At 56.6% G+C, this 20,532-nt stretch carries 25 protein-coding genes; 8 read left to right on the top strand and 17 right to left on the bottom strand.

The window, feature by feature from the left end:
• Positions 1 to 173: 173 nt before the first annotated feature.
• From ACR3ES_RS21460 to ACR3ES_RS21490, 7 genes are all read left to right on the top strand, one after another.
• Positions 174 to 755 (top strand): carbohydrate ABC transporter permease, encoded by a 582-nt coding sequence (locus ACR3ES_RS21460; RefSeq protein WP_480634752.1) that lies wholly within the window; start codon positions 174 to 176, stop codon positions 753 to 755.
• Positions 752 to 1,090: an L-rhamnose mutarotase gene (locus tag ACR3ES_RS21465; protein ID WP_170438097.1), complete on the top strand. Its 339-nt coding sequence runs from the start codon at positions 752 to 754 to the stop codon at positions 1,088 to 1,090. Before ACR3ES_RS21460 ends, ACR3ES_RS21465 begins: the two co-directional genes overlap by 4 nt.
• Positions 1,087 to 1,320 (top strand): amidohydrolase family protein, encoded by a 234-nt coding sequence (locus ACR3ES_RS21470; RefSeq protein WP_170438095.1) that lies wholly within the window; start codon positions 1,087 to 1,089, stop codon positions 1,318 to 1,320. Before ACR3ES_RS21465 ends, ACR3ES_RS21470 begins: the two co-directional genes overlap by 4 nt.
• Positions 1,321 to 1,920 (top strand): amidohydrolase family protein, encoded by a 600-nt coding sequence (locus tag ACR3ES_RS21475; RefSeq protein ID WP_480425527.1) that lies wholly within the window; start codon positions 1,321 to 1,323, stop codon positions 1,918 to 1,920.
• A complete protein-coding gene (locus ACR3ES_RS21480; RefSeq protein ID WP_170438091.1) occupies positions 1,907 to 2,644 on the top strand; it encodes an SDR family oxidoreductase in 738 nt (245 codons plus the stop codon). Before ACR3ES_RS21475 ends, ACR3ES_RS21480 begins: the two co-directional genes overlap by 14 nt.
• A 10-nt stretch (positions 2,645 to 2,654) precedes the next feature.
• Entirely contained in the window at positions 2,655 to 3,500 is an 846-nt protein-coding gene (locus ACR3ES_RS21485) for a fumarylacetoacetate hydrolase family protein (RefSeq protein ID WP_170438089.1), read from the top strand.
• Positions 3,501 to 3,757: 257 nt separating this feature from the next.
• Positions 3,758 to 4,390, top strand: a complete 633-nt coding sequence (locus ACR3ES_RS21490) for a tyrosine-type recombinase/integrase (protein ID WP_170438087.1) — start codon at positions 3,758 to 3,760, stop codon at positions 4,388 to 4,390.
• 83 nt (positions 4,391 to 4,473) lie between these two features.
• Here the strand turns inward: ACR3ES_RS21490 and ACR3ES_RS21495 are convergent, their stop codons facing one another.
• Genes ACR3ES_RS21495 through ACR3ES_RS21505 form a run of 3 tightly spaced genes read right to left on the bottom strand, consistent with a single transcriptional unit; the run spans position 4,474 to position 5,817 of the window.
• Entirely contained in the window at positions 4,474 to 4,782 is a 309-nt protein-coding gene (locus ACR3ES_RS21495) for a hypothetical protein (protein WP_480493630.1), read from the bottom strand.
• Positions 4,730 to 5,200 (bottom strand): aminotransferase class I/II-fold pyridoxal phosphate-dependent enzyme, encoded by a 471-nt coding sequence (locus tag ACR3ES_RS21500; RefSeq protein WP_480424475.1) that lies wholly within the window; start codon positions 5,198 to 5,200, stop codon positions 4,730 to 4,732. Before ACR3ES_RS21500 ends, ACR3ES_RS21495 begins: the two co-directional genes overlap by 53 nt.
• Complete coding sequence (locus tag ACR3ES_RS21505; RefSeq protein WP_480581968.1) at positions 5,119 to 5,817, bottom strand: aminotransferase-like domain-containing protein; 699 nt, start codon at positions 5,815 to 5,817, stop codon at positions 5,119 to 5,121. The genes ACR3ES_RS21500 and ACR3ES_RS21505 overlap by 82 nt, the downstream gene beginning before the upstream one ends.
• Before the next feature lie 146 nt (positions 5,818 to 5,963).
• Between ACR3ES_RS21505 and ACR3ES_RS21510 the strand changes: the two genes are divergently transcribed.
• Positions 5,964 to 6,578, top strand: coding sequence for an EamA family transporter (locus ACR3ES_RS21510; RefSeq protein WP_480424477.1), 615 nt, complete (start codon positions 5,964 to 5,966; stop codon positions 6,576 to 6,578).
• Here the strand turns inward: ACR3ES_RS21510 and ACR3ES_RS21515 are convergent.
• The 14 genes from ACR3ES_RS21515 to ACR3ES_RS21580 all read right to left on the bottom strand — a co-directional run bounded on the left by ACR3ES_RS21515 (position 6,466) and on the right by ACR3ES_RS21580 (position 20,527).
• Positions 6,466 to 7,176, bottom strand: a complete 711-nt coding sequence (locus tag ACR3ES_RS21515; protein ID WP_480424478.1) for an IS6 family transposase — start codon at positions 7,174 to 7,176, stop codon at positions 6,466 to 6,468. The genes ACR3ES_RS21510 and ACR3ES_RS21515 overlap by 113 nt on opposite strands.
• 169 nt (positions 7,177 to 7,345) lie before the next feature.
• Positions 7,346 to 8,644: a group II intron reverse transcriptase/maturase gene (gene ltrA / locus ACR3ES_RS21520; RefSeq protein ID WP_480424480.1), complete on the bottom strand. Its 1,299-nt coding sequence runs from the start codon at positions 8,642 to 8,644 to the stop codon at positions 7,346 to 7,348.
• Positions 8,645 to 9,390: 746 nt separating this feature from the next.
• The gene (locus ACR3ES_RS21525) at positions 9,391 to 10,131 is read right to left on the bottom strand and encodes an HD domain-containing protein (protein WP_170437863.1); all 741 of its coding nucleotides are present in this window, start codon (positions 10,129 to 10,131) and stop codon (positions 9,391 to 9,393) included.
• A gap of 5 nt (positions 10,132 to 10,136) precedes the next feature.
• A complete protein-coding gene (locus ACR3ES_RS21530; RefSeq protein WP_170437861.1) occupies positions 10,137 to 11,336 on the bottom strand; it encodes an MFS transporter in 1,200 nt (399 codons plus the stop codon).
• The gene (locus tag ACR3ES_RS21535) at positions 11,329 to 12,015 is read right to left on the bottom strand and encodes a histidine phosphatase family protein (RefSeq protein WP_480424482.1); all 687 of its coding nucleotides are present in this window, start codon (positions 12,013 to 12,015) and stop codon (positions 11,329 to 11,331) included. The genes ACR3ES_RS21530 and ACR3ES_RS21535 overlap by 8 nt, the downstream gene beginning before the upstream one ends.
• Complete coding sequence (locus ACR3ES_RS21540) at positions 12,012 to 13,232, bottom strand: adenosylhomocysteinase (RefSeq protein WP_170437857.1); 1,221 nt, start codon at positions 13,230 to 13,232, stop codon at positions 12,012 to 12,014. The genes ACR3ES_RS21535 and ACR3ES_RS21540 overlap by 4 nt, the downstream gene beginning before the upstream one ends.
• A complete protein-coding gene (locus tag ACR3ES_RS21545; protein WP_170437855.1) occupies positions 13,229 to 14,449 on the bottom strand; it encodes an adenosylhomocysteinase in 1,221 nt (406 codons plus the stop codon). Before ACR3ES_RS21545 ends, ACR3ES_RS21540 begins: the two co-directional genes overlap by 4 nt.
• Positions 14,446 to 15,249: an MTAP family purine nucleoside phosphorylase gene (locus ACR3ES_RS21550; protein ID WP_170437853.1), complete on the bottom strand. Its 804-nt coding sequence runs from the start codon at positions 15,247 to 15,249 to the stop codon at positions 14,446 to 14,448. Before ACR3ES_RS21550 ends, ACR3ES_RS21545 begins: the two co-directional genes overlap by 4 nt.
• A 17-nt stretch (positions 15,250 to 15,266) precedes the next feature.
• Positions 15,267 to 16,733 carry a phosphohexomutase domain-containing protein gene (locus tag ACR3ES_RS21555; RefSeq protein ID WP_170437851.1) on the bottom strand — a complete coding sequence of 489 codons (1,467 nt, stop codon included), beginning with the start codon at positions 16,731 to 16,733 and terminating at the stop codon, positions 15,267 to 15,269.
• Positions 16,730 to 17,686, bottom strand: a complete 957-nt coding sequence (locus ACR3ES_RS21560) for a PfkB family carbohydrate kinase (protein WP_170437849.1) — start codon at positions 17,684 to 17,686, stop codon at positions 16,730 to 16,732. The genes ACR3ES_RS21555 and ACR3ES_RS21560 overlap by 4 nt, the downstream gene beginning before the upstream one ends.
• Positions 17,686 to 18,093 (bottom strand): RidA family protein, encoded by a 408-nt coding sequence (locus ACR3ES_RS21565; RefSeq protein WP_170437847.1) that lies wholly within the window; start codon positions 18,091 to 18,093, stop codon positions 17,686 to 17,688. The genes ACR3ES_RS21560 and ACR3ES_RS21565 overlap by 1 nt, the downstream gene beginning before the upstream one ends.
• Positions 18,077 to 18,850, bottom strand: a complete 774-nt coding sequence (locus ACR3ES_RS21570; protein ID WP_170437845.1) for an SDR family oxidoreductase — start codon at positions 18,848 to 18,850, stop codon at positions 18,077 to 18,079. The genes ACR3ES_RS21565 and ACR3ES_RS21570 overlap by 17 nt, the downstream gene beginning before the upstream one ends.
• Complete coding sequence (locus ACR3ES_RS21575; protein WP_170437843.1) at positions 18,837 to 19,460, bottom strand: DJ-1/PfpI family protein; 624 nt, start codon at positions 19,458 to 19,460, stop codon at positions 18,837 to 18,839. Before ACR3ES_RS21575 ends, ACR3ES_RS21570 begins: the two co-directional genes overlap by 14 nt.
• Positions 19,457 to 20,527, bottom strand: a complete 1,071-nt coding sequence (locus ACR3ES_RS21580) for an inositol-3-phosphate synthase (RefSeq protein WP_170437841.1) — start codon at positions 20,525 to 20,527, stop codon at positions 19,457 to 19,459. The genes ACR3ES_RS21575 and ACR3ES_RS21580 overlap by 4 nt, the downstream gene beginning before the upstream one ends.
• Between the last annotated feature and the right edge of the window lie 5 nt (positions 20,528 to 20,532).

The raw sequence follows: 20,532 nt of genomic DNA on the forward strand, positions 1-20,532 counted from the left end.
TTTTCCTGCTCGCACCTGCTGTCTTCGACTTCAAAGGGTCGGTCGAAAACATCTCGATCTCGCTTGTTGCAAGCGGCGGTGGCCTAACGCTCGACAACTATCTCGGAATTATCGAGGACGGATATTTTCGGTACGTTTTCAACAGCTTCTACATCTGTGTCGCGGCCACGGGGTTGGCCTGCCTGATCGGTCTTTTGGCGGCATACGGCCTGTCGCGGTTCCGGTTTCCCGGGCGCGGGTTCATCTTCGGCGCGATCATGGGCGGGCAGTTCTTCCCGTGGATCATTCTGGTCAATCCGATCTTCATCTTCTTCGCACGTGCGGGCCTGATCAACAGCCATCTGGGGCTGATCCTGTGCTACACGGCCTTTATCACGCCTTTCACGATCTATCTGCTGGTCGGCTACCTGACGACCATTCCCAAAAGCCTGGATGAGGCCGCCTTGGTTGACGGGGCGTCGCGGTTGCAGGTGATCTTTCTGGTCATTGTGCCGGTGATGTGGCCCGGCCTGGTCGCCGCCGCGACCTTCGGGTTTCTGCAAAGTTGGTCTGAGTATCTGTTGGCGCTGGCCCTTATCACCGACAACGACCTGAAGACCATTCCGCTTGGGCTTTACCAGTATTTCGGTGATGTCCAGATCGACTGGGGCGCGGTTATGGCCGGCTCCGTTGTGGCAACTCTGCCCACACTCCTGTTGTTCCTACCGCTTCAGAAAAAACTGGTCGCCGATCTGACTTCGGGGGCGGTGAAATGAGCCGTGTTCTGATGGCGACCCGCCTTCGGCCCGAGCGGGTAGAGGACTACCTTGCGATGCACCGCGCGCCTGATCCAGCGGTCCTGCCGATGCTGGAACGGTATGGGCATTGCGACTACACCCTGCATCTGGTCGAGGACCTGGTCATCGCAAGCTTTGAGTACACCGGTTCGGATCTTGGTGCTGATCGGCGCGCGATGCGGGCCCGGCCAGAGCTTGCCGATTGGATGCGCTGCACCAGCGCGTGTCAAATCGCCTTGTCGCCGGGCACGGGCGCCCCGGTCTGGCTGCAACTGCCCCAGATCTTTCCGGTGCCGAAAGGGTTGGGCCCGTGATCGACACACATGTGCATTTCTGGCGTCTGGAGCGGGGCGACTATGGGTGGCTCACCCGAGAGCGCGCTGAGATTTATCGCGATTTCCTGCCGGAGGAATTTGCGGGCGCGATCGACGGCGCCCCTGTCACCGAAGTGATCGCCGTGCAGGCCGCACCGAGCGAGGCTGAAACGCAGTGGCTGCATGAACAGGCGCGCAGATATGAGTGGATTGTCGGGGTCACCGGCTGAATTGATCTCACCGGGCCCGACCCGGTGGCGGCTTTACGCCGGGTTTGCGGGGATGGCAAGCTCGTCGGTATCCGCCCGATGGAAGGTGTCAGCCGCGGCCCGGATTGGTTGAACGCGCCAGCCTTCGCAGGCGGGATAGACGCCATCGCGGCCTCTGGCCTCGTGTTTGAAGCACTCCTGCTGCCGCATCATTTGCCGGGGCTCCTGGCCATTGCACGGCAGCACAGCGAGATGCCGATCATCATTAACCACGCCGCCAAGCCGACGTCCGAGACCTTTGAGGCATGGGTCACAGATCTTGAACCGTTTGGCGCCCTAGACAACGTATCCTGCAAATTGTCGGGCCTGACGGCACAAAGCATGGATGCGGACTTCCACACCCGCGTGTTTGACACGCTTGTCGAGGTCTTCGGGATGGATCGGCTGATCTGGGGCAGCGATTATCCGGTTCTGCTTGAAAGCGTACGCTATCAGACCTGGGTCGATACAACCTTTCGCCTTCTTGATGGTCTGGATAGCGGAGAACGCGACGCCGTGCTTACCCGAAATGCAAGCCATCTCTACGGCCTGAAACAAGGACAAAACCATGCACAGACTTGAGGGAAAAACCTGTATCGTCACCGCCGCCGGACAAGGCATCGGTCGCGCGTCGGCGCTGGCCATGGCGGCGCAGGGCGCGCGCGTTCTGGCCACTGACATCAACCCCGATGCGCTTAAGGCCCTGCAAAGCGAAGGCGTTGAGACGGCTGTTCTGGACGTTTGTGACTCAACCGCGATTGCGGCCTTTCGAGACAATAATCCTGCGCCAGATGTCTTGTTCAATTGCGCCGGGTTTGTCGATAACGGTACCATCCTGGACTGTGATGAGGCCGCTTGGACACGCTCGATCGACCTGAACGTGACCGCGATGTACCGGATGGTGCGGGCCTTTCTGCCGGGTATGATCAGCGCAGGCGGAGGATCGATCATCAATATGGCTTCTGTTGTCTCTTCGGTCATCGCTGCGCCAAACCGGTTCGTATACGGCACCACGAAAGCAGCGGTGATCGGCCTGGCCAAGGCCATCGCCGCAGATCATATCGGCGATGGCATTCGCTGCAACGCCATCTGCCCCGGCACCGTCGATAGCCCGTCGCTCCATGACCGCCTGAAGGCTACAGGCGACTATGAAGCCGCCCATGCGGCATTTGTGGCCCGTCAACCCATCGGACGGATCGCCAGTGCTGAGGAAATTGCCCATCTCGTTGTCTACCTGGCCTCCGATGAAAGCAGCTACACAACCGGCGTTGCCCATGTCATCGACGGTGGCTGGGCCAATACTTGAAGGAAGACAGATGAAGCTTTTGCGTTATGGGCCAGTCGGCCAGGAAAAACCCGGCATCCTCGATCCGGGTGGGACGATCCGAAGTCTAGAGGGGCATGTCGAGGATATCGCCGGTGAGACGCTGGCTCAGGAAACCCAGTCTCGCCTAAGGGCGCTCGATCTATCTGCGCTGCCCAAGGTCGAAACTGGTGTGCGTATCGGGCCCTGCGTTGGCGGTGTCGGCAAGTTCATCTGTATCGGTTTGAATTATGCGGATCACGCCGCGGAATCCGGCATGGCGCTGCCCGAGGAACCCGTTGTCTTCTTCAAGGCAACCTCTGCGATCATTGGCCCGAACGACACCGTTGAGATCCCGCGTAACTCGGTCAAGACCGATTGGGAGGTCGAACTTGGCGCCGTCATCGGCGAGCCCGCGAAATACGTCTCGGACCAAGAGGCGCTGGACTACGTGGCGGGATATTGCGTGGTCAACGATCTGAGCGAACGGGATTTTCAACTCCATCGGTCCGGCCAATGGGTCAAAGGCAAGTCCGCAGACACGTTTGGCCCTATCGGTCCCTGGCTCGTCACCCGCGACGAGGTTCCCGACCCGCAAAACCTTGACATGTATCTCGACGTGAACGGCCATCGGTATCAAGACGGCAGCACGCGGACAATGCATTTCGGGATCGCGCAAGTGATATCCCATTTGTCGCAGTTCATGAGCCTTCAGCCGGGGGACATCATCTCCACCGGGACACCGCCGGGTGTCGGAATGGGCCAAACCCCCAAGACCTACCTCAAACCGGGCGACCAAATGGAGCTTGGGATTGAGGGATTGGGAACGCAACGACAATGCGTGGCGGCGTCGAAGTAAGGTTCTTTTCCGACTTACGCGACTGATGGACCATACCGCCAGACCAGTTCTGGCTGGCATGCCGAGCTGCCAGAAACATCGCGTAGGGCGGAGAGTGGAATGACCTGTCAGTTGACGGCATTCTTGCACCTCTCCACGTTTGGTTTTTTGAAAGACTTTGTATGGACCTCCGAGGCAGCGCGGCTTCTTGTGATACGCTGGCCCGGTCAACGTCGGGTTGTCGTTCTGGGAGGGCATGGCGGATCGGAGGAACAGTCATGGAAACACCAAACCTACCAGTCATTCGCGCGCTACGCCCCGCGTGGAACAAAGGGCGCATCGTAGGTCAGAAGAGACCCTTAAGTTCAAAGCATGTCTGGGCAATTCGCGTCCGGCTTGAGTTGGCCGAGAACCATCGCGACCTCGCTTTGTTCAACATGGCGATCGACAGCAAGCTCCGAGGGTGTGATCTTGTGGGGATGAAAGTTGTGGACGTCATGGCATCTGGTCAGATTAAGGAACGGGCATCGGCACTTCAAAGCAAGACGCAGAAACCTGTGCGCTTTGAGATATCGGAAGGCACTCGCACTTCAGTCGAGAAGTGGATGGAAGACGAGCTCATGGTCGGCTCCGAATACCTTTGGCCTGCCCGCTTCCATGAGCGCCTTCATATCTCGACCCGCCAATATGCGCGGATTGTTCGAGATTGGGTGACTTCGATCGGCCTCGAGGCGAGCGCGTATGGCACTCATTCAATGCGGCGGACAAAGGTGACCCAGATCTACAAGAAAACAGGCAACCTTCGTGCTGTTCAGCTCTTACCCGGACATGCCAAGATGGACAGCACAGTCCGATACCTTGGTGTTGAGCTTGAAGACGCTTTGGCCATCGCAGAAGCTATCGAAATCTGACCAATTGGGCCGCCTTCACGTGGCGGCCCTAAGCCGACATTTGCTTCATTAAACAACGCTGCAATGCGGCTTCAGCAAAGCGGTCATTGAGGCCTGGTCGCACTCATCAGCTCGCGAAGCAGTTTCTTATGCGTCACTCCCGTCATCTGACTCACGTTGAAGCGCATAAACGAATTCTTGGACTGGGTCGGGCTGAAGACATTTCCAGGGACAAGCACAAGGCCTTGTTTGAGAGCCTCCCGTGCCAGCATGGCCGCCTCCCTTCCGTCTGGCAACTCACACCATAGGTAAAATCCGCCCTTGGGATTCACAAAGGGCTTGATGTCCAGGGTGCCCAACTCATCGATAGAACGCGCGCGGGCGCGATCCAGTTTGGCCCTCAGCACGTCCATCGGTGAGGGCTGCGTGCAGCAATTCTGTTACCATCGGGCTCGGCCCACCAAAGCTGATTGCGACCTGAAGGTCGGTAAGGGCCGCAATCCAGCTAGGCTGGGCAGCTATGTATCCGCATCGTAGCGACGCCGAAAGCGTCTTGGAGAAGCTGCCAATCGTAAGAACACGGTCCAGTCCATCCAACGCGGCTAGACGCGGAGACAGGTCCGGCTCGAACTCGGCAAAGATAGCGTCTTCCACGATAAGCAGATCATGAGCCTCGGCCAGGGATAACACGCGATGCGCGGTCGCTGCTGAGAGCGTCGCGCCAGTTGGATTGTGCCGTGCCGAGTTGGTCAGATAGAGCCGGGGACGCTCTTTGCGTAGGACACTTTCGAAAATCGTGAGATCGGGGCCATTGGCGTGTAGGGCACACAAACAAGGGCGACCTGATGCGCGCGCAAAAGGGCTTGAAAATTGAAATAGCACGGATCGTCCACCAGAACTTTATCACCCGGCTTGAGCAGCAATCTGCAGATCAAATCCAGCGCTTGTGATCCAGAATTTGTGAGCAAAACGGTGTTTGGGTCGACATCTATATTTTGATCGCCCAACATGCGTGCCACGTGTTGGCGCAGGCCCGCATGCCCCTTTGCATTACTGTAATCGGTCAACACATTGCTGTTGCCCCGTGCCACACTGCGCATGGCCCGACGCAGTGACTCCAGAGGCATCCAGTCTGACGGCATCCACCCGCATCCGGGCTTCTGCATGTTGTCTTCTGCATCAATGGATTGCCGAGCGACCCAAAGCGGATCTATCTCTCGCATAAGCTGTGGCCCGGTTTGCGACACGACAAAGGGTTGAACGCGGTCGGAAACAAAGAAACCAGAACCGCGTCGGGCAAAGATAGCGCCCTCAGCGGCCAAGACGTCGTAGGCCTCAACTACGGTCGAGGGCGAGACGCCCAATTTACGCGCGAGCACCCGGACAGACGGCAGCTTGGTGCCTGCGCTATATGTACGAGACCGTATCCTACGTGTGATATGGTCCATCACGAGGGTGCGACGGGTCGCTTTGGCCATAGTACTATCAATCTGTTTGGGTTCATCTATCATTACAGTTTGAGTGAACTGTAATGTTCTGTATCTGCATTTACCACAGCGCTTCCACTACAAGATCCAAAAAGGATTGTGTGGCGATGACGTCTTCATTTTCGGGTTGGGGCAGTGGATTGATCGGTGTACTGATCTTTAGTGGCTCCTTGCCCGCGACAAGAGTGGCTGTAAGTGGGTTTGACCCTCTTTTTCTGACCTCAGCTCGTGCCGTGCTGGCGACTGCTCTGGCACTGTGTTTGCTGGTCTTATTCAAAGAGCTCAAACCGTCGCTGGCGGATCTGGGATCCCTCATAACAGTGGCATTGGGCGTCGTGATCGGCTTTCCTCTGCTGACGGCCTTGGCCCTTCAGCACATCACGGCTGCGCATTCAATCGTCTTCATCGGGCTTTTACCCTTGAGTACCGCTGCATTTGGCGCGTTGCGCGGCGGCGAACGTCCGGCCGGAATGTTCTGGGTGTTTTCCGTCTTGGGGAGTGCGGCCGTCGTTGGTTTTGCCCTCACGCAAAGTGCGGAAGTGTCCCTGATCGGAGACCGGCATTGCCAACTTGTTTGTACGCGGTTGATGGCTGTTTGGCCCGCGTCCGTCAAGCGGCCATCTCGAGAGCGTACCCGTTCCAGAGGTCAAAAGCATCGGCTCTGGCGTGTCGGTAGGAGGCGGTGGAGAGTTGATAGCGGCGGGGTCGAAAGACGATGTTAATCTGGTCGTGAGCGGCAAGGAACCTTTGCGCTTGCTTCAGCGACTTGAAGCGACCCATGAGCTTTTCGCGCTTTCGAGTGGGTCTGTGTGATCCTTCGATCCGATTGTTCAGCCTTTTGTGTGCTCGGTGATCCGCATCCGGTGCGAGATCCCGTATCGGCCTGAAGTAACTTCGCAACTTATCCGTAATCACAACACGGGGCTGGCAGAACTGCGAGATCAACCGCCTCAGAAAGCGCCGGGCCGCCTTGGCACTCCGCCGTGGTTGGACGAGGATATCAAGAGTATCTCCGTTCGCATCAACCGCCCGCCAGAGCCAGCATTTTCGACCGTTGATCGGGATGACCACTTCGTCCAAATGCCATTTGTCGGCTGCCCCTGGCCGATCTCTCCTTATGCAATTCGCGAAATGGCCGCCAAAGCGGTTGACCCATTGCCAGATCGTTTCCCGACTGACCATCACACCGCGCTCCGCGAGCAGATCCTCAACATCGGCAGTGCTGAGTGTGAACCGATGGTAAACCCAGACAGCATAGGCGATGATCTCGCGTGGAAAACGACAGCCCTTAAGGCGGGGCATCTTGGACGGCATCTTCATGCGTGAGACATAATCAGATCACACCGCGCAAACAAGTTGGCAATGCCCCTCTTGTAGTCGTTTTGACACCGCTACCTTGTCGGGTAGACGGGGTCGTTACCGATCCCCGCCCCCCACAGATCCGGACGTGCGGATTTCCCGCATCCGGCTCCTCACAGGCCAGTTTCGCTCATGGACTACGCCACTGACGGACAATCTTGGCTGGCGGCAATGGATACCTCCTTAGTAGTCCCTGCATTCGGTTCCAGGTAAGAGCATCCTTCTGACTTCGGCTTCCCAGCCATCGCTTCCAGATGCGCCCGACCTGGTAGCGATACCAGTTCAGACGTTTCGCATTTCCCGTGACCCCGTAGTAGGCATAGTGGCCCCGCATCACCCGAACCAAGTGCTCGTGCTGCCGCTTGAGCGGCAGGTGCCGGTAGGTCTTGCACCAGTTCCAAATCGCCTTCAGCGACTGCGCGTAACGGTCCTTGGCCGTGACTTGGCGAACAACGCGGTTGCCCTTCCGCGACCTTCCCCAAACATGGGTAAAGCCGAGGAAGTTGAACGTTGTTGCGTCCGTCACAGGGTGTTGTTGCCCCTTCAATCGATGGGGCCGGAAGTCCACGTAATGCGTCTTGCCCACATGGAGCGTGAGCCCATACTTGGCTAGACGTCTGCCCAGAACGCCAAGCATGCGCTCGCCGCTCACCGGGTCTTCTAGGGTTATGACAAAGTCATCAGCGTAACGCACCAGCTGGCTCCGCCCGGAAAGGCGCGGTCGCGCCACCTCCACGAACCATTCGTCCAGCACATGGTGCAAGAAGATGTTCGCGAGAAGCGGGCTGATCACACCCCCTTGCGGGGTTCCAGCCACCGAGTGCTGCCGGGAGCCTCCTTCGAGGACTCCTGCCTTCAGCCATTTGTCGATCATACGTCGAATAACGCCGTCTGTGATCCGCAGGTCGAGGAAGGATCGCAAGTGCCTGTGATCGATGCTGTCGAAGTACTTCGAGATATCCGCGTCGATCACCCAATACTGCCGTTGTCCCATGATGCCATCGCACAATCGGCGCAAAGCATCATGGGCAGAACGGTCCGGCCGAAAGCCGAACGAACAGTCCAGAAAGTCCTGCTCGTAGATCGGTTCCAGAAGCATCAGGATCGCCCGTTGCGCCACCTTGTCTTCAATGGTCGGAATGCCCAGAGGTCGTTTCGACCCATCTGCTTTCGGTATGTAGTGACGCCGCACCGGCGGCGCGCGATAGCTGCCCGACTTGATCCGCGACAGAAGGCTTTCAAGGTTCACCTCCAGGTCCCGCTCATAGTCGGCAGCCGTGCGTCCGTCGATGCCCGCCGCGCCATCCTTGCGCGTCAGGGCCCACGCCTCGAACATCCAGTCAAGGTCGATAAGATGGTGCAGGGACGTAAGCACCCGGCCCGGGTGCTCTCTCGCCTGTTTGGCGATCCACTGCCGTTTCGTGTACACGTTTGTAGGGCTCAGGGTCCCCTCCGATGTTTCCCGTCAATGGGTCTGACATGTGACGCCCCCCTTCCCTCCACCGGGTTCCGCTGGCCACGGTTCCCCGCTTTCGACGGTACTATGAGGGCGCTCCGACTTCCCGCACCGCATGCCCTTCGGCTTATTGTTTTCGCCAGCCGGGTCCGCAGGGTCCTGCCTGTTCGTGCTCGCCGCAGCGCTCCCGGGGGTTGCAGGTCAGCCCACGGGCCTGGAGCCTTTGGATCAGCCGGCGCTCCCTATTCCGGCTATGCCCCTGCGGGCAAGTGCGGGACCTCCCAGGTTCCGTGGCAATCCATCCCGTGACTCTGCGGCAGTCCAAGACCCCGGATGACCCCTATTGCCTCGCCCGTACCGGCAGGTTGGGTGCTGCCCCCAGGTGTGCCACACCGAAGGCGTCATCAAGTTCGCATTTCGAGGCTTACATCACCGCTTTATCACCCGCTGTCTACGCTTCATGAGCGCCGTCGCCGAGGCCCACGCAAGACTCGCTTCCGGCTGGCGGGCTGCGCCTTTACCGGGCAGGAGTAGAACCTGCTGGATTGCTAAGAAAGGTTTCAGCTCATGTCATTCTCCTTTCCACGGCTTTCCTGGCGCACGGCACATTGCGATGCCGTCGAGGGAGGAGGCGTCCACTCCATCATATTTGGGCGTTTCGAAGAACTATAGTGGAACTTACCGGACATGCCCAAACTGCCGCGCCGGAAATCTGCAGATCAAATATGGTGGTTCGCGTCGTTTTTTTGTATGAAATCTTGCGCCAACCCCCAAGGGTTGGCATGATATTGGTCGAGCAGATTCAGATCCCCTATTTCACCAAGGAACTGCTTTTGAAAATGTTCGATGAACGCGATCCTGTCATGTGCAATATCCCGCGCCTTTTTGGTGTGAAATGAGTTGCAATCGCAAATGAGCCTAAGCTTAAAATGGTCTAGTGCATTGCTCATGTCATCTAAAGTACGATCCTGTGCCGTAGGGTCGGTCTGGTTGTACAGCACCGATCCTATCCGCCCAGCCACATAGAAACAACGAGCAATCCCGATGGCGCCAGTTGAATCGAGACGGTCGGCATCATGAATGATACGTGCCTCTAGAGTTGTCGGCGGAATGCGGGCAGATCGGCTGTGGGCGCTAATGGCGTGGCACACCTGATCTATGCGCTCAGCTGGCCAATTCAGATCGCGCAGGGCTTCACCAGCGCGTCTTGCAGACCAGCGCGACGCGTACTGGCGAAGTGGATCACTCTTTTCGACCTGCACGCAGTCATGTAAAAACGCCGCCGCAAACAAAACCAACGGGTCGCCGCCTACTTCTGAACGGATCTGGCACGCAAACCGCCAGACCCGCGATAGATGACCACTGTCATGCGAGCCATCCCTGCAGTCGGGTAGCAAATTCGCCAGCTTCTGCGCAAGCTCACCATAGGGGCTGAACAATTTTGAGTACACTTGCTTCATGGTTGCTATTGGATTCTTTGTGGGGCAGGCTGAATCTGACGGGCAGTTGCGCGCCGAGAAACCCACAGTCCGATCAAACAGATTAGGAAGAGCGTGGTACAGAATGTTATGCTAGCAGCCACCAGATCCGTAGCTGTGATCAACAGGCCGACTCCAAAACTCGACAGGGCCGTTCCAGCATAGCAGAAAAGGAAATAAGCGGCGATCGCGCGTCCAGCCTGATTGGCATCGCTGTGCTGGCTGACCGCCTGTGTGCCGCCTTGAAGGCCAAAACCCTGTCCAACGCCAGTCAGTGCAGCCGCAGCGAGAAACATCCAAAGGTTTGCAAAAATGATTGCTAGGGCCATACCCAGGACACCCACTGCAACAAAAACAACGCCAATCGCAATCGTTTCCGATTCTCGGCGTCGCAGCTTTATTGCGCCGGTCACCGCTGACAATGCGAAGCTAAGCGACACGACAAGACCCTGGATAGCGGCGTTTTCTGCGCCCATAACACTATCTGCCAAAACCGAGCCGAGCGCAGCAAGCAGCCCACCTGACGCAAAAGCAACAAAGCCGACCATCGTCGCTGCCAGGGTAAGGGCGTCTCTGAAGGACCGACTCAGACCTTCTGAGGTAAGGCCCGTGTTTTGTGCCGGGACTCTGGGCAACGAGACCTTCATAAACGGTGTGATCAAAAGTGTCATGGCAATCTGTAGCCACCAGACCAGCGTGTCGCCCGAAGGAACATAGGCTAACATTACACCGCCCCACAGCGGCCCTGCGGTCAGCCCGACCGCATTGGCGGAGGTGGTCAGTCGCCCGGCAATCTTGGCTTCGCCGGAAAAATCAATCCGGCCCAGGACGACGGGGATGACAACTGTAAACACCCCAAGCACGATGCCATGGATAAAATGGCCCGCATAAATTTCCAGAACAGAAGAAGACCGCAACAGAGCAAGGTCTCCAAAGATAGACAGCATACAGGCCACGACCAGGATGTAGTCAAAGAATAGGATTCGAGGCGCTAGGATAAGTCCGATCACAACGCCCAGAATATAGGTGGCAAAAAACATCGAGATTGTGTTCGCGCCAATGCTAAAGGTGTCTTGAAAAATTGGGTAAAACGGCGCTGGAATCCCGCTTGGCATATGCAGTAGTGCAAGACTGAAAGCGAGCAGCAAGATCGGTGCCGAGATCGGGCGTTCTGGAGCCTCATGCATTCGTTATGGTACCCTTAAGTTCTTGAATATTCGTTCGGTCTGGGTCGATCTGCCAAGCGGGAGGAAGATGGGAAGTGCTCGGCCCGTAGACCCGGATGCCTTGTCTTGGCTGTGCCGAAATGCGTACGACTGACGAGACATGAAATCCTGGCAATGTGCGAAACACCGCTACCGGCGTTCCCATCAAGTGAGCTGTCAGCAGACGAATAGGTGTTTTATGCGTCACAACGATAATCTGCGGATTTTCGTTCAAGGCCCGGGAGAGGAATGCTAGTAGGCGCTGCAACACCTCGGCCCCGGTTTCACCGTCCGGCGGGCGGTTGTGATAAGGCTCAGCCTTCCAGCTTTGATAGGCGGGCAGATCGGAAAGGTCGTCGCTATGGAGGCCCTCCCATCTGCCAAAGTCACGTTCGCTTAATCTTTGATCGCTAGAAATCTTCGGGATTTTCAGTGATTGGGCGAGGGATTCGGCGGTTTGCTGCGCCCTCTTATAGGGGCTGCACCATATCTCGGGTGCAAAAGATACCAGCGGATTAAGGTGCAGCCGACACGCCATGGCCTTGCCCGAAGGTGTCAATGCAAGGTTGCGGGTGCCGCAAAACGTGCCATCTAAGTTCGTAGGGGTTTGTGCATGGCGGATAATAGTGAGGGTGAAATTATCAGGCAGACGTTTAGTCATGCGCGTACCCTAGCTGGCAAATCTAACCCCGAGGTATTGATACCGAGGCTTTCTGCAATCAGCCGTCCAACCTCGCGTTCGCTGTCGTCTGGAAGTGAGTACAGTCCGGGTTGAAGGTTCTCGCCAGTGGCGTGGAGCAGCCCCAATACTTGGCTCGAAAATGTTGTGTCCATGACACCGTTTGGGTTTCCAGTTCCGACGCTGAGGTTTGCGATGTTACCGTCTGCCATCAGGTAAACCGTCTTGCCGTCTTCGAACCGATGTTGCGTCAGGCCAGAGGCGTATGGCGCGCTTTCAGTCAACTTCGACAAGGTGGGGACATCGATTTCAAGCGGCAGGTGTCCGCCATTCACCAATACTGTCCCGTCGCTTAGATGCGAAAACATGTTTTGAGCGATTACACCGGTTTGCCCAGTCACCGTCAGCACAATGTCCGCCTGCGGCAGGGCCTCAGCCAGCGGCAGCAGCTCAAAGCCTGAAAGTGTGGCAATCAGTGCTCGAGTCGGCCTGGTCTCGGCAACTAACACGCGCGCACCCAAGCCACGTGCCTTGCTGGCGACGCCGGTTCCCACGCGTCCAAAACCGCAGACAAGTATCGTTTTCCCAGCGATAAGTTCCCGCGTTACGTCAATGATAGTTTGCAATATTGACTGGCTTGTTCCGTGTGGATTATCCACCAGACGTTTCCCGATGGACATGTCGCTCATCAGGACTGGCATTGTGAGCCCCGCTCCGAGGTTCTTAATCGCCTGAATCCCTTCCGGTGTTTTTTCAGCTGCGATACAAACTTGTGACGCCGTAGAATTTTCCTGATGAAGCTGCCCGATAAGCCGCGCGCCCTCGTCAAGTACAATGGTTGGGCCTTTCGGCCAATGCTCAAGCACTTGGGTAACGCCATCGCGCATATCTTGCTCAGACATGCCCCGCTCGCCGCAGACTAGGCTGATCTCATGTTGCATCAACGTGCCGACTGCATCGTCTGTCGTTGATGTGCTTGAGGCACACCAAGCGATGTCGGCACCAAGCATTGCAAGCGTCCGAACCTGGATAGATGTTGCTTCGGTGATGTGACCGCAGAGAGCGATGCGATGACCTTTTAGGGGTTTGTCACCTTGAAGGCGGTGTGCGATGGCGGCCAACACCGGCATTTCTCTAGCGGCTCGCTCCAGTCGGTGCTGGGGATCGTTTACGAAATCTGTAAACTGAACATTATTCATGTTGTCTCTCTCTCCAAGCTGATGCTGTCAAAGCGCACACCCATGGCATTCAGCTTGCGCAAGGCCACGCTTTCGTCCTGCTCGCTCGTTATGTCGTGCAATCCCGGGCGCAAGCCTGTACCGGCTTGGGCAGCTTCGAGCACCGAAAGGGCTTGGTTGGCAAAGGTGACATCCATCACCTCACTTGGATTGCCCGTGGCGGCGGAAAGGTTCACTAAACCTCCTCGACCGATAAGGTCGATCTGTCGCCCGTCCGGCATCTGATATCGCTCGATGGTGCTGGAGACCCGATGGATCGCGTCCGCTGCATGGCTAAGCGCTTCTACGTCGATTTCCGTCACCGAATGTCCTGTATTGCACAGAGTGATTCCATCGCGGGCAAGGGCAAGGTGCTCGGCTTTGACAATCCCAGGAAATCCGGTTGCAGTGCATAGAATGTCGGCTTTGGTTATCGCTTGATCTAACGGAAGCACCTGGAACCCGTCCAGCGTGGCCCTTACAGCCGTAGCCGAACTGCGGCAAACCACAATGACCCGAGCGCCTTGTCCCGCCCCTCGCATGGCTACGCCGCGTCCCACGTGCCCATAGCCGCACACGCAAATACACTTTCCAGCAATCAGTTTTCCGGTTGCCCGAAGTATACCGTCCAGCGTGGATTGACCGGTGCCAAATGTGTTATCAACCTCCCATTTTGTAACCGCGTCATTCACGAGGTAAACTGGCAGGCCAATCTTGCGCCGAAGTGCGATCTCACGCAATTCGGCACAGCCCTCAGTTGTTTTTTCGGTGACGAACCGCAGATTTGAGAACCGTTTAGGCTGATCGAGCGCTGTGCGGATCAGGCGTGCGCCATTGTCGATGATTATGGTTGGCCCATCGGCGTGATGGGCCAGCGTGTTTTCAATTTCGGTATTCACTTCTTGTGTTGTCATCCCGCGTTTGCCGTAGACCGCGATACCGTCGTTTCGCAATGCGACTGCGACCTCGTCTTGGGTCGAAACCTCGTCGCCTCCTGTCCATGCGATGTTCGCTCCAGCCGCCTGAAGCAATTGCACCAGAACGCCGGTCTCCTTCGTCAAGTGCAGGCAGCCGGCGACGCGTGCGCCCGCCAATGGGCGATCCTCTCCCAATTCGGCCCGGATTGCCGCCAACACCGGCATTTCATCGCGCGCACGCGCAAGTGCGGCATGCCCTAATGACAGCAAGGTCTCAGTCATGTGCGCGCCTCTTCCAAATCGTATCCATCGTCATCGTCTTCGATTTGACTCACAGCGACGACCATCGCGCGGATGAATTCCATGACCCGAGGGCTTCCAGCGGCGAACGCCTGCAACACGCCACGATGCGAAACAGGCACGGCAGCGTCTTCTCCAACCACTTCTTTTGCAGCGACGTCATAATCGGTGATATACGATACGTTGGCGTAACGGAGTTCCATTTCGCGAGCGATGACGACCTCAGGGTATTGGGTCATATTCACGGTGTGCCAGCCCTGGCTGCTGAACCAGCGGCTTTCAGCAGCACTAGAGAAGCGTGGCCCTTCGATGACCACCACTGTCCCCTCATCGTGATAGGGCGCGTGGATCTTTTTTAAGCTCGCAATCGCTGCGGATCGCATGTTGGGGCAATAGGGATAGGCAGAGCTTATATGCGCGCCTTCGTTGCCCGTGAATATGGTGTCATTCCGCCGCCGGGTGCGGTCGACGAATTGATCAGTAACCACGAAATCACCGCGGCGGTAATTTGATTGTAGGCTGCCTACAGTGTTGAAGCCCAGTACATGACGCACGCCGAGGGCCTTCATAGCAGCAAGGTTTTCGATGTACGGTACATCGGATGGTAGGAAGTCGTGATTGCGCCCGTGGCGAGGCAGAAATGCGACTTTGTGTCCGTCAATCGTACCGAGGCTAACTGGTGCACTGGACGGACCATAGGGGGTGTCAGGTTTGACATCCTCAACGTCGTCCAGCAGGGAATAAAACCCGGTGCCACCGATAATTCCCAAAGTGGGTGTCATAGTCTTCTCCCTTATCTCTATACGGAAAGGCGGCGTGCTATCACCGCCTTGACCTCAGTGATATTTTGTGCAGAGTTGAACAGCTCGCCGTAAATGCGCAATCCGCCTTCGGTTGTGGAGGGGCGAAGCATGATCCAAGCGCCGCTCGCAGCGCGCAGTCTGACTGCACCACCTGACAATCTTTCGCGAAGATCCGGGGCAATGCCCACTACATGGGCAGCCTGGGTTAGTGCGACGTCAAGCTCTTCCTGGCGCGTGCCGCGGGTCTCGGGCAAGTGCAGTTCGATCCAACTGAGACCCGTAGTGCCTAGTCGAAGCCGTAGGTGACTAAGCGCGGTGGATAGCGGTACATCCGAGTGATTAAGCAACTGCGACAGATGGGCTGCGACAAAGAGTGGATCGCGATCTAATGTGTACGAGCGGAATGCCATGTCTCCGACAGCTCCAACGCCAGCGTCGATCAGTCCGTCGCTTAACAATTTCGATATATATTTGAACCCGATTGGTGTCTCGATGACGTTAGCGCCTATTTCATCCGCCGCGCGCCGTACAGACAGGCCGGTGGATTGGGTCACTGCAATCCTGCTAAGTGGCTTTCCGCTGTGTGTTGCGTGCATAACTAACAGAGCCATCAAGTCGTGGCTGGGAACAATGTCACCCTCTTGCGTGATGGCAAAAATTCGATCCCCGTCACCGTCCAACGCCAAACCGAAATCGGCTTTTTCAGAAACAGTGCGCGCACATAGCTCTCGCAAGACTTCCGCCTTCGATGGGTCGGGGGCTTGGTCGCACAACGTCGTATCGATCTTTCGGTGACTTGGAAGAATGAACCAACCCAAATGGGCGCCGACTGTTTTAAGTGCGGGCTCAGCAATTCCGCCGAGCCCGTCAATCACGACGCGAAATGGCTTTTTAGAAGTAGTTGGAAAAGCGGCAGCGGCTGCTTTCGCGTGGCGTTTCAAAAATGCGCCCGCGTCATGTGTCGTGGTTATCGTGCTGTGTTCGTCGGATTGTATTTTCGCGGGGGAGCCGCGGCGAGCATCGACTCCAGCAACAAATTCTGGAGGTGCTGAGATTCCCGGTGCAATCTTTACTTTAATCCCGTTCCAGTTTGCCGGGTTGTGGCTGGCGGTAACCAAAATCGCCAAGTCATACTCACGTGACACCAGAAAAGATGCAGTAGACGTTGGAAGATGTCGAACCAAGGTGACCTCATGATGCGGGCCGCGCTGTCGTACAGCAACGCAGGCCATTTGAGCCACCTGTTCGCTCAGATGCCGAGAATCGAAACCCACAAGTACGCGGGATGGTCGTCGCCATCGGTCCTGCGTGTGCTGGTCGATGATCGCCCGCACAATGGCGAGCGCACGCTCTGGTGTGAACTCGATACCAATGCGTCCGCGCCACCCGTCTGCGCTGCTTTCAAGAGCAGTGGGCTGGCGACTAGTTCCGGCGACCGTCTTCTGGTATGAGATAGCGGTCATTGGAATAGCTTTCTGCGTAGGAATTCAACCTCAATACGGTCTAGCGTGAGGTCTTGTGCCCGAGCGCCCACAGTTTCGACAGCGATCATCCCCCCAAGATTGGCAAACCGCAGGCTGACATCTAGGGAAAGACCGGCCTGATCTGCGAGAATGAAGCAAGCAGCAAAATGATCGCCAGCACCTGTCGGGTCTACGCAGTTGGTCAGATAGCCCGGCGCATGCGTCAAGCATCCTGAAGCTGTACATGTTGCGCCCGAGGCACCGTGGGTTTCGATCAATAAGATTTCAGGATGAGCAGCAATGCTGTTCTGGTGATGTTGCCTAAAATCCTCCGCCTCTGCCGCATTGAGAAATAGCGCACGCAGGAAAGGGTACATGCGCGGTAGGATAGAGTGTGACGAATAGCGCCCGCCCGGGGTCCAATAGATTGCAGGCGGCGATTTTGACTTTGACAAAATATCTATCAGACTTTCGAGTGCCGGAAGCCCCGGATCAAAGACAGTGAGTGCATCAAACTGTTCAAGAATCGTAGGATCGAGTTGTACGAAGTGATCGTTCGCACCACGCTCCAGGATCATGAAATGGCTGTCATCGAAAATCGGTATGATTGCGCGTCCGGTAGGTGCATCGACCTGAGCGACGTTTGATGCATCAATGCCATGCGCTATCAGATCCTTGATCAGCCAGATTCCGAGGGAATCTCGACCGACCGCACCCATGACGGCTGGGTAACCCCCTAGACGGGCGAGAGCCGATGCGCAATTGGCCGCATGGCCGCCAGCGAGTAGGCGTTTCTCGGTGACATAAGATGCCCCGTCATCCCGCATTTTTCCGGGCAGGATGAAAATCTCATCGTAGTTGACAGCACCAATAGACGCGATTCTGGTCTGAGCAGAAGCTTCCCGTAATGTACTAACGATTGTCGGTTCAGAAATGATGGCAATATCCTGCATCAGACCAGTGCCACGCCACAGATTTCGACCAGACAGCCGGTTTCGACTAAGCCCGCAACTTGGACCAGCGTGCTGGTTGGGGTCACATTCTTCAGAATTTCGTTTCGGGTACCGGAAATTGCAGCGAAGTGGGATAGGTCAGTGACGTAGATTGTGATCGAAACCAAATTGTCCAAAGTTCCTCCCGCTTCAGTTAAAACGGCAGAGATGCGGTCAAAGACCACACGGGTCTGTCCAGCGGGATCGTCCGGGCAAAGCACGTTCGACAGCGCGTCGGTAGCTACCTGTCCTGTGATGAACACCAAACGACCCTTTGACGCTGGAATGGCAATGCCCGGTGCATATGCGCCAACCGGCTTGGAGTGTCCTTTCGGGATCAAGACATCTTTCTTAACTTGCGTCAGCATATGTTTCCGTCTCTAGGCCAAAGGTTACGTTAATGGAGGAAAGCTCGATCTTTCGAATTTCGACCATGTGCGGCACTCTGAAGATCCAGCGCACGGTATCAGCGACCAGATCCGCCGAAAGTCCATCAGACCGCATGCCCGGTTGTGCGCTTTCGTAGCTGCCCGAAAAAAATGTATCGACGCGGCTGGGGTAAATTTGCGAAACTCTCACGCCCTTGCTACGATATTCGCGTCGCGTGGTTTCCAGTAGCGTCTCCAGGCCCGCTTTTGCGCTAGCATAGGCAGCACGGTTGGGAAACGAACATACAGCGCTATCGGACAGCATGCCGAGAACAATCGGATAGGCTGACATGTCCAGCGTTGGTATGGCCGCCTGGAGTGTCAGGAAAGCTCCGGTAAGGTTCGCTGACAGTGTGCTTGACCAGTCGTCGAGAGTGACATCGCTGAGCGCGCGCCACCGTCCGTGACCGGCATTCAGAATGACGCCCTTTAGCGGCCGGGTGTTTCCAAGTGTTCGATCGGCAGCACGCTCCACCGATTGCGCGTCGCCGACGTCTGTGGACGCCCAGCACACGCTGGTCCCGGTCGCGTCCAGCTTGTCAGCAAGTCTTTGTAGTTCCGTGCTGCCCCGCGCCCAGAGAATTACGCCGTGCCCGTCTTGGTGAAGCGCGGATGCGATTGCCGCGCCGATCCCGCGACTTGCCCCGGTCACTAGCACCCAACCGCGCTCGTTAATGTTCATTTCAGACGCAGGCATCAAGGTGACTCCAAGAAATTTCGGTGCGTTCTGCAATTTGAGGGGGCAGTGAATCGTCGAGGTCGCTGAGGACGCGGAAGGCAAGCATTACTGATTTTACGCCTTCAAAGGATTGTCCACCGATGGAAAAGATCCCGCGACTGTCCGCAATGCCACCGATAATCTCACCACCAAAGAACGTCCGCAGATCATCCTGTTTGCGTTTGTGAATAGCCATCTGGCCATCCAGAGGTGTCAGTGCAGCGGCTACAATCAATGCTCCAGAACAACAGCAATAGATGCGTGCCGTTCTACGATGAGCTTGCCTGACCACATCAGCCAGTTGGCCAGCTTTCGCGGCTGTGAGGGCGCCGCTTCCACCAGGGACAATAAGGATATTGCACTCATCCAACCCCGTATCCATTTTTCGGGTATTGATTTCGACGCCGCCGGTTGCACGAATGGCGCCCGTGCGAGACCAGATATCAACTTGCGCTATCTTCGAATTACCGGCCTTCGACAGGATTGCGTATACCCCGAATAGGTCAAGTTCATCCACGCCGTCGAAGCCGAGGATTGCAACGCGGGCGGCACCGCGTTGCGAGAGTTTTGATGGAAACAGCACGCTCATTCCGCTGCCGTTTCGACTACGGTACGCAAATCCGTCAACGCTTGCTGAACCTCCGTGGCTGTGATGTTCTCGTGACCACAAGAGGGTGATTTCAGGCAGCTGGCTGCCGCCAACGGAAAGCCGCTGATCTTCTTGCGGTGCGCGAGAGCGGCAATCCGGATCAGATCGATGATCACCCCTGCCGCATTCGAGCTATCCTGCACTTTGAGCTTGAGGTCCACTGACACTGGGCGTGCGGCCCAGCCGTAGCCTTCAAGATTGATGATTGCGACCTTGTTGTCTTGGAGATGATCGACATAACCCGCCGAGGGAATGATTTGGATTTTGTCTGTTTCTAGCCCTTTCTGGCGAAGCGCGTTGATCTTAGATTCCGCCTTGCTGGCGCCACAATCACGTAGGTTGCGGAAATCCTCGTTACCGCCGAAATTGAGTTGGTACGTGCTGCGCAGCGTCAGGCCGCGATCGCCAAGCAGCCCAAGCAACGTGCGATGCACGACTGAAGCCCCAAGATGGCTTGCTAGATCGTCACCGACACAAGGCAAGCCCTCTGCTTCAAATCGAGCCAGTATCTCGGGATCGCGCGCGATTTTTTCTGGTGTGCAGTTCACGATCGCGACCCCGGCAATCAACGCTGCCTTCGCATAAGCCTCAGCGGCCCATTGCAAACCTGTCGGCAAGGAGTACAGCAGCACTTCAGCACCTGATTTTCGTAGAGTGTCTGTAACATGTGCCAAAGACATTTCTGAGGTGAGGTTCGCTTGGGTAAAGCCCTGCTCAATTTTGAAATCATACTGGGTCAGTGAGACGTCGAGCAGTGGGTAGTTGTTTGGTGGGGCGATAGCGGCCTCGGAAAAAGTCTTGCCTACCTTCTCGGGATGCACATCGAATGCAGCAACAAATTCGATATCTTCCACTCGCAGCCCGCCGATGTCTTCACAGCGTACACCCAGGCTGGCGTCCTCTGAGTGGCCTTGCGCTCGCATTTTTCGGTAGTAGTCGGCACCCTGATAAAGGGCGGAGATATTGTTTCCGACGCCGGCAACGGCAAGCTTGATTGGTTGTACCATTTCTG

It is taken from the genome of Ruegeria sp. B1 (assembly GCF_056535885.1).

Excerpts from the sequence above, each read along its gene's own strand:
- ACR3ES_RS21465 (WP_170438097.1), top strand. The coding sequence starts at position 752 with ATGAGCCGTGTTCTGATGGCGACCCGCCTTCGGCCCGAGCGGGTAGAG.
- ACR3ES_RS21565 (WP_170437847.1), bottom strand. The coding sequence starts at position 18,093 with ATGCTGACGCAAGTTAAGAAAGATGTCTTGATCCCGAAAGGACACTCC.
- ACR3ES_RS21535 (WP_480424482.1), bottom strand. The coding sequence starts at position 12,015 with ATGACTAAACGTCTGCCTGATAATTTCACCCTCACTATTATCCGCCAT.
- ACR3ES_RS21505 (WP_480581968.1), bottom strand. The coding sequence starts at position 5,817 with ATGGACCATATCACACGTAGGATACGGTCTCGTACATATAGCGCAGGC.
- ACR3ES_RS21575 (WP_170437843.1), bottom strand. The coding sequence starts at position 19,460 with ATGAGCGTGCTGTTTCCATCAAAACTCTCGCAACGCGGTGCCGCCCGC.
- ACR3ES_RS21580 (WP_170437841.1), bottom strand. The coding sequence starts at position 20,527 with ATGGTACAACCAATCAAGCTTGCCGTTGCCGGCGTCGGAAACAATATC.
- ACR3ES_RS21540 (WP_170437857.1), bottom strand. The coding sequence starts at position 13,232 with ATGAATAATGTTCAGTTTACAGATTTCGTAAACGATCCCCAGCACCGA.
- ACR3ES_RS21525 (WP_170437863.1), bottom strand. The coding sequence starts at position 10,131 with ATGAAGCAAGTGTACTCAAAATTGTTCAGCCCCTATGGTGAGCTTGCG.
- ACR3ES_RS21490 (WP_170438087.1), top strand. The coding sequence starts at position 3,758 with ATGGAAACACCAAACCTACCAGTCATTCGCGCGCTACGCCCCGCGTGG.
- ACR3ES_RS21555 (WP_170437851.1), bottom strand. The coding sequence starts at position 16,733 with ATGACCGCTATCTCATACCAGAAGACGGTCGCCGGAACTAGTCGCCAG.
- ACR3ES_RS21550 (WP_170437853.1), bottom strand. The coding sequence starts at position 15,249 with ATGACACCCACTTTGGGAATTATCGGTGGCACCGGGTTTTATTCCCTG.
- ACR3ES_RS21485 (WP_170438089.1), top strand. The coding sequence starts at position 2,655 with ATGAAGCTTTTGCGTTATGGGCCAGTCGGCCAGGAAAAACCCGGCATC.
- ACR3ES_RS21570 (WP_170437845.1), bottom strand. The coding sequence starts at position 18,850 with ATGCCTGCGTCTGAAATGAACATTAACGAGCGCGGTTGGGTGCTAGTG.
- ACR3ES_RS21515 (WP_480424478.1), bottom strand. The coding sequence starts at position 7,176 with ATGAAGATGCCGTCCAAGATGCCCCGCCTTAAGGGCTGTCGTTTTCCA.
- ACR3ES_RS21530 (WP_170437861.1), bottom strand. The coding sequence starts at position 11,336 with ATGCATGAGGCTCCAGAACGCCCGATCTCGGCACCGATCTTGCTGCTC.
- ACR3ES_RS21480 (WP_170438091.1), top strand. The coding sequence starts at position 1,907 with ATGCACAGACTTGAGGGAAAAACCTGTATCGTCACCGCCGCCGGACAA.
- ACR3ES_RS21545 (WP_170437855.1), bottom strand. The coding sequence starts at position 14,449 with ATGACTGAGACCTTGCTGTCATTAGGGCATGCCGCACTTGCGCGTGCG.
- ACR3ES_RS21510 (WP_480424477.1), top strand. The coding sequence starts at position 5,964 with ATGACGTCTTCATTTTCGGGTTGGGGCAGTGGATTGATCGGTGTACTG.
- ACR3ES_RS21560 (WP_170437849.1), bottom strand. The coding sequence starts at position 17,686 with ATGCAGGATATTGCCATCATTTCTGAACCGACAATCGTTAGTACATTA.
- ACR3ES_RS21495 (WP_480493630.1), bottom strand. The coding sequence starts at position 4,782 with ATGGACGTGCTGAGGGCCAAACTGGATCGCGCCCGCGCGCGTTCTATC.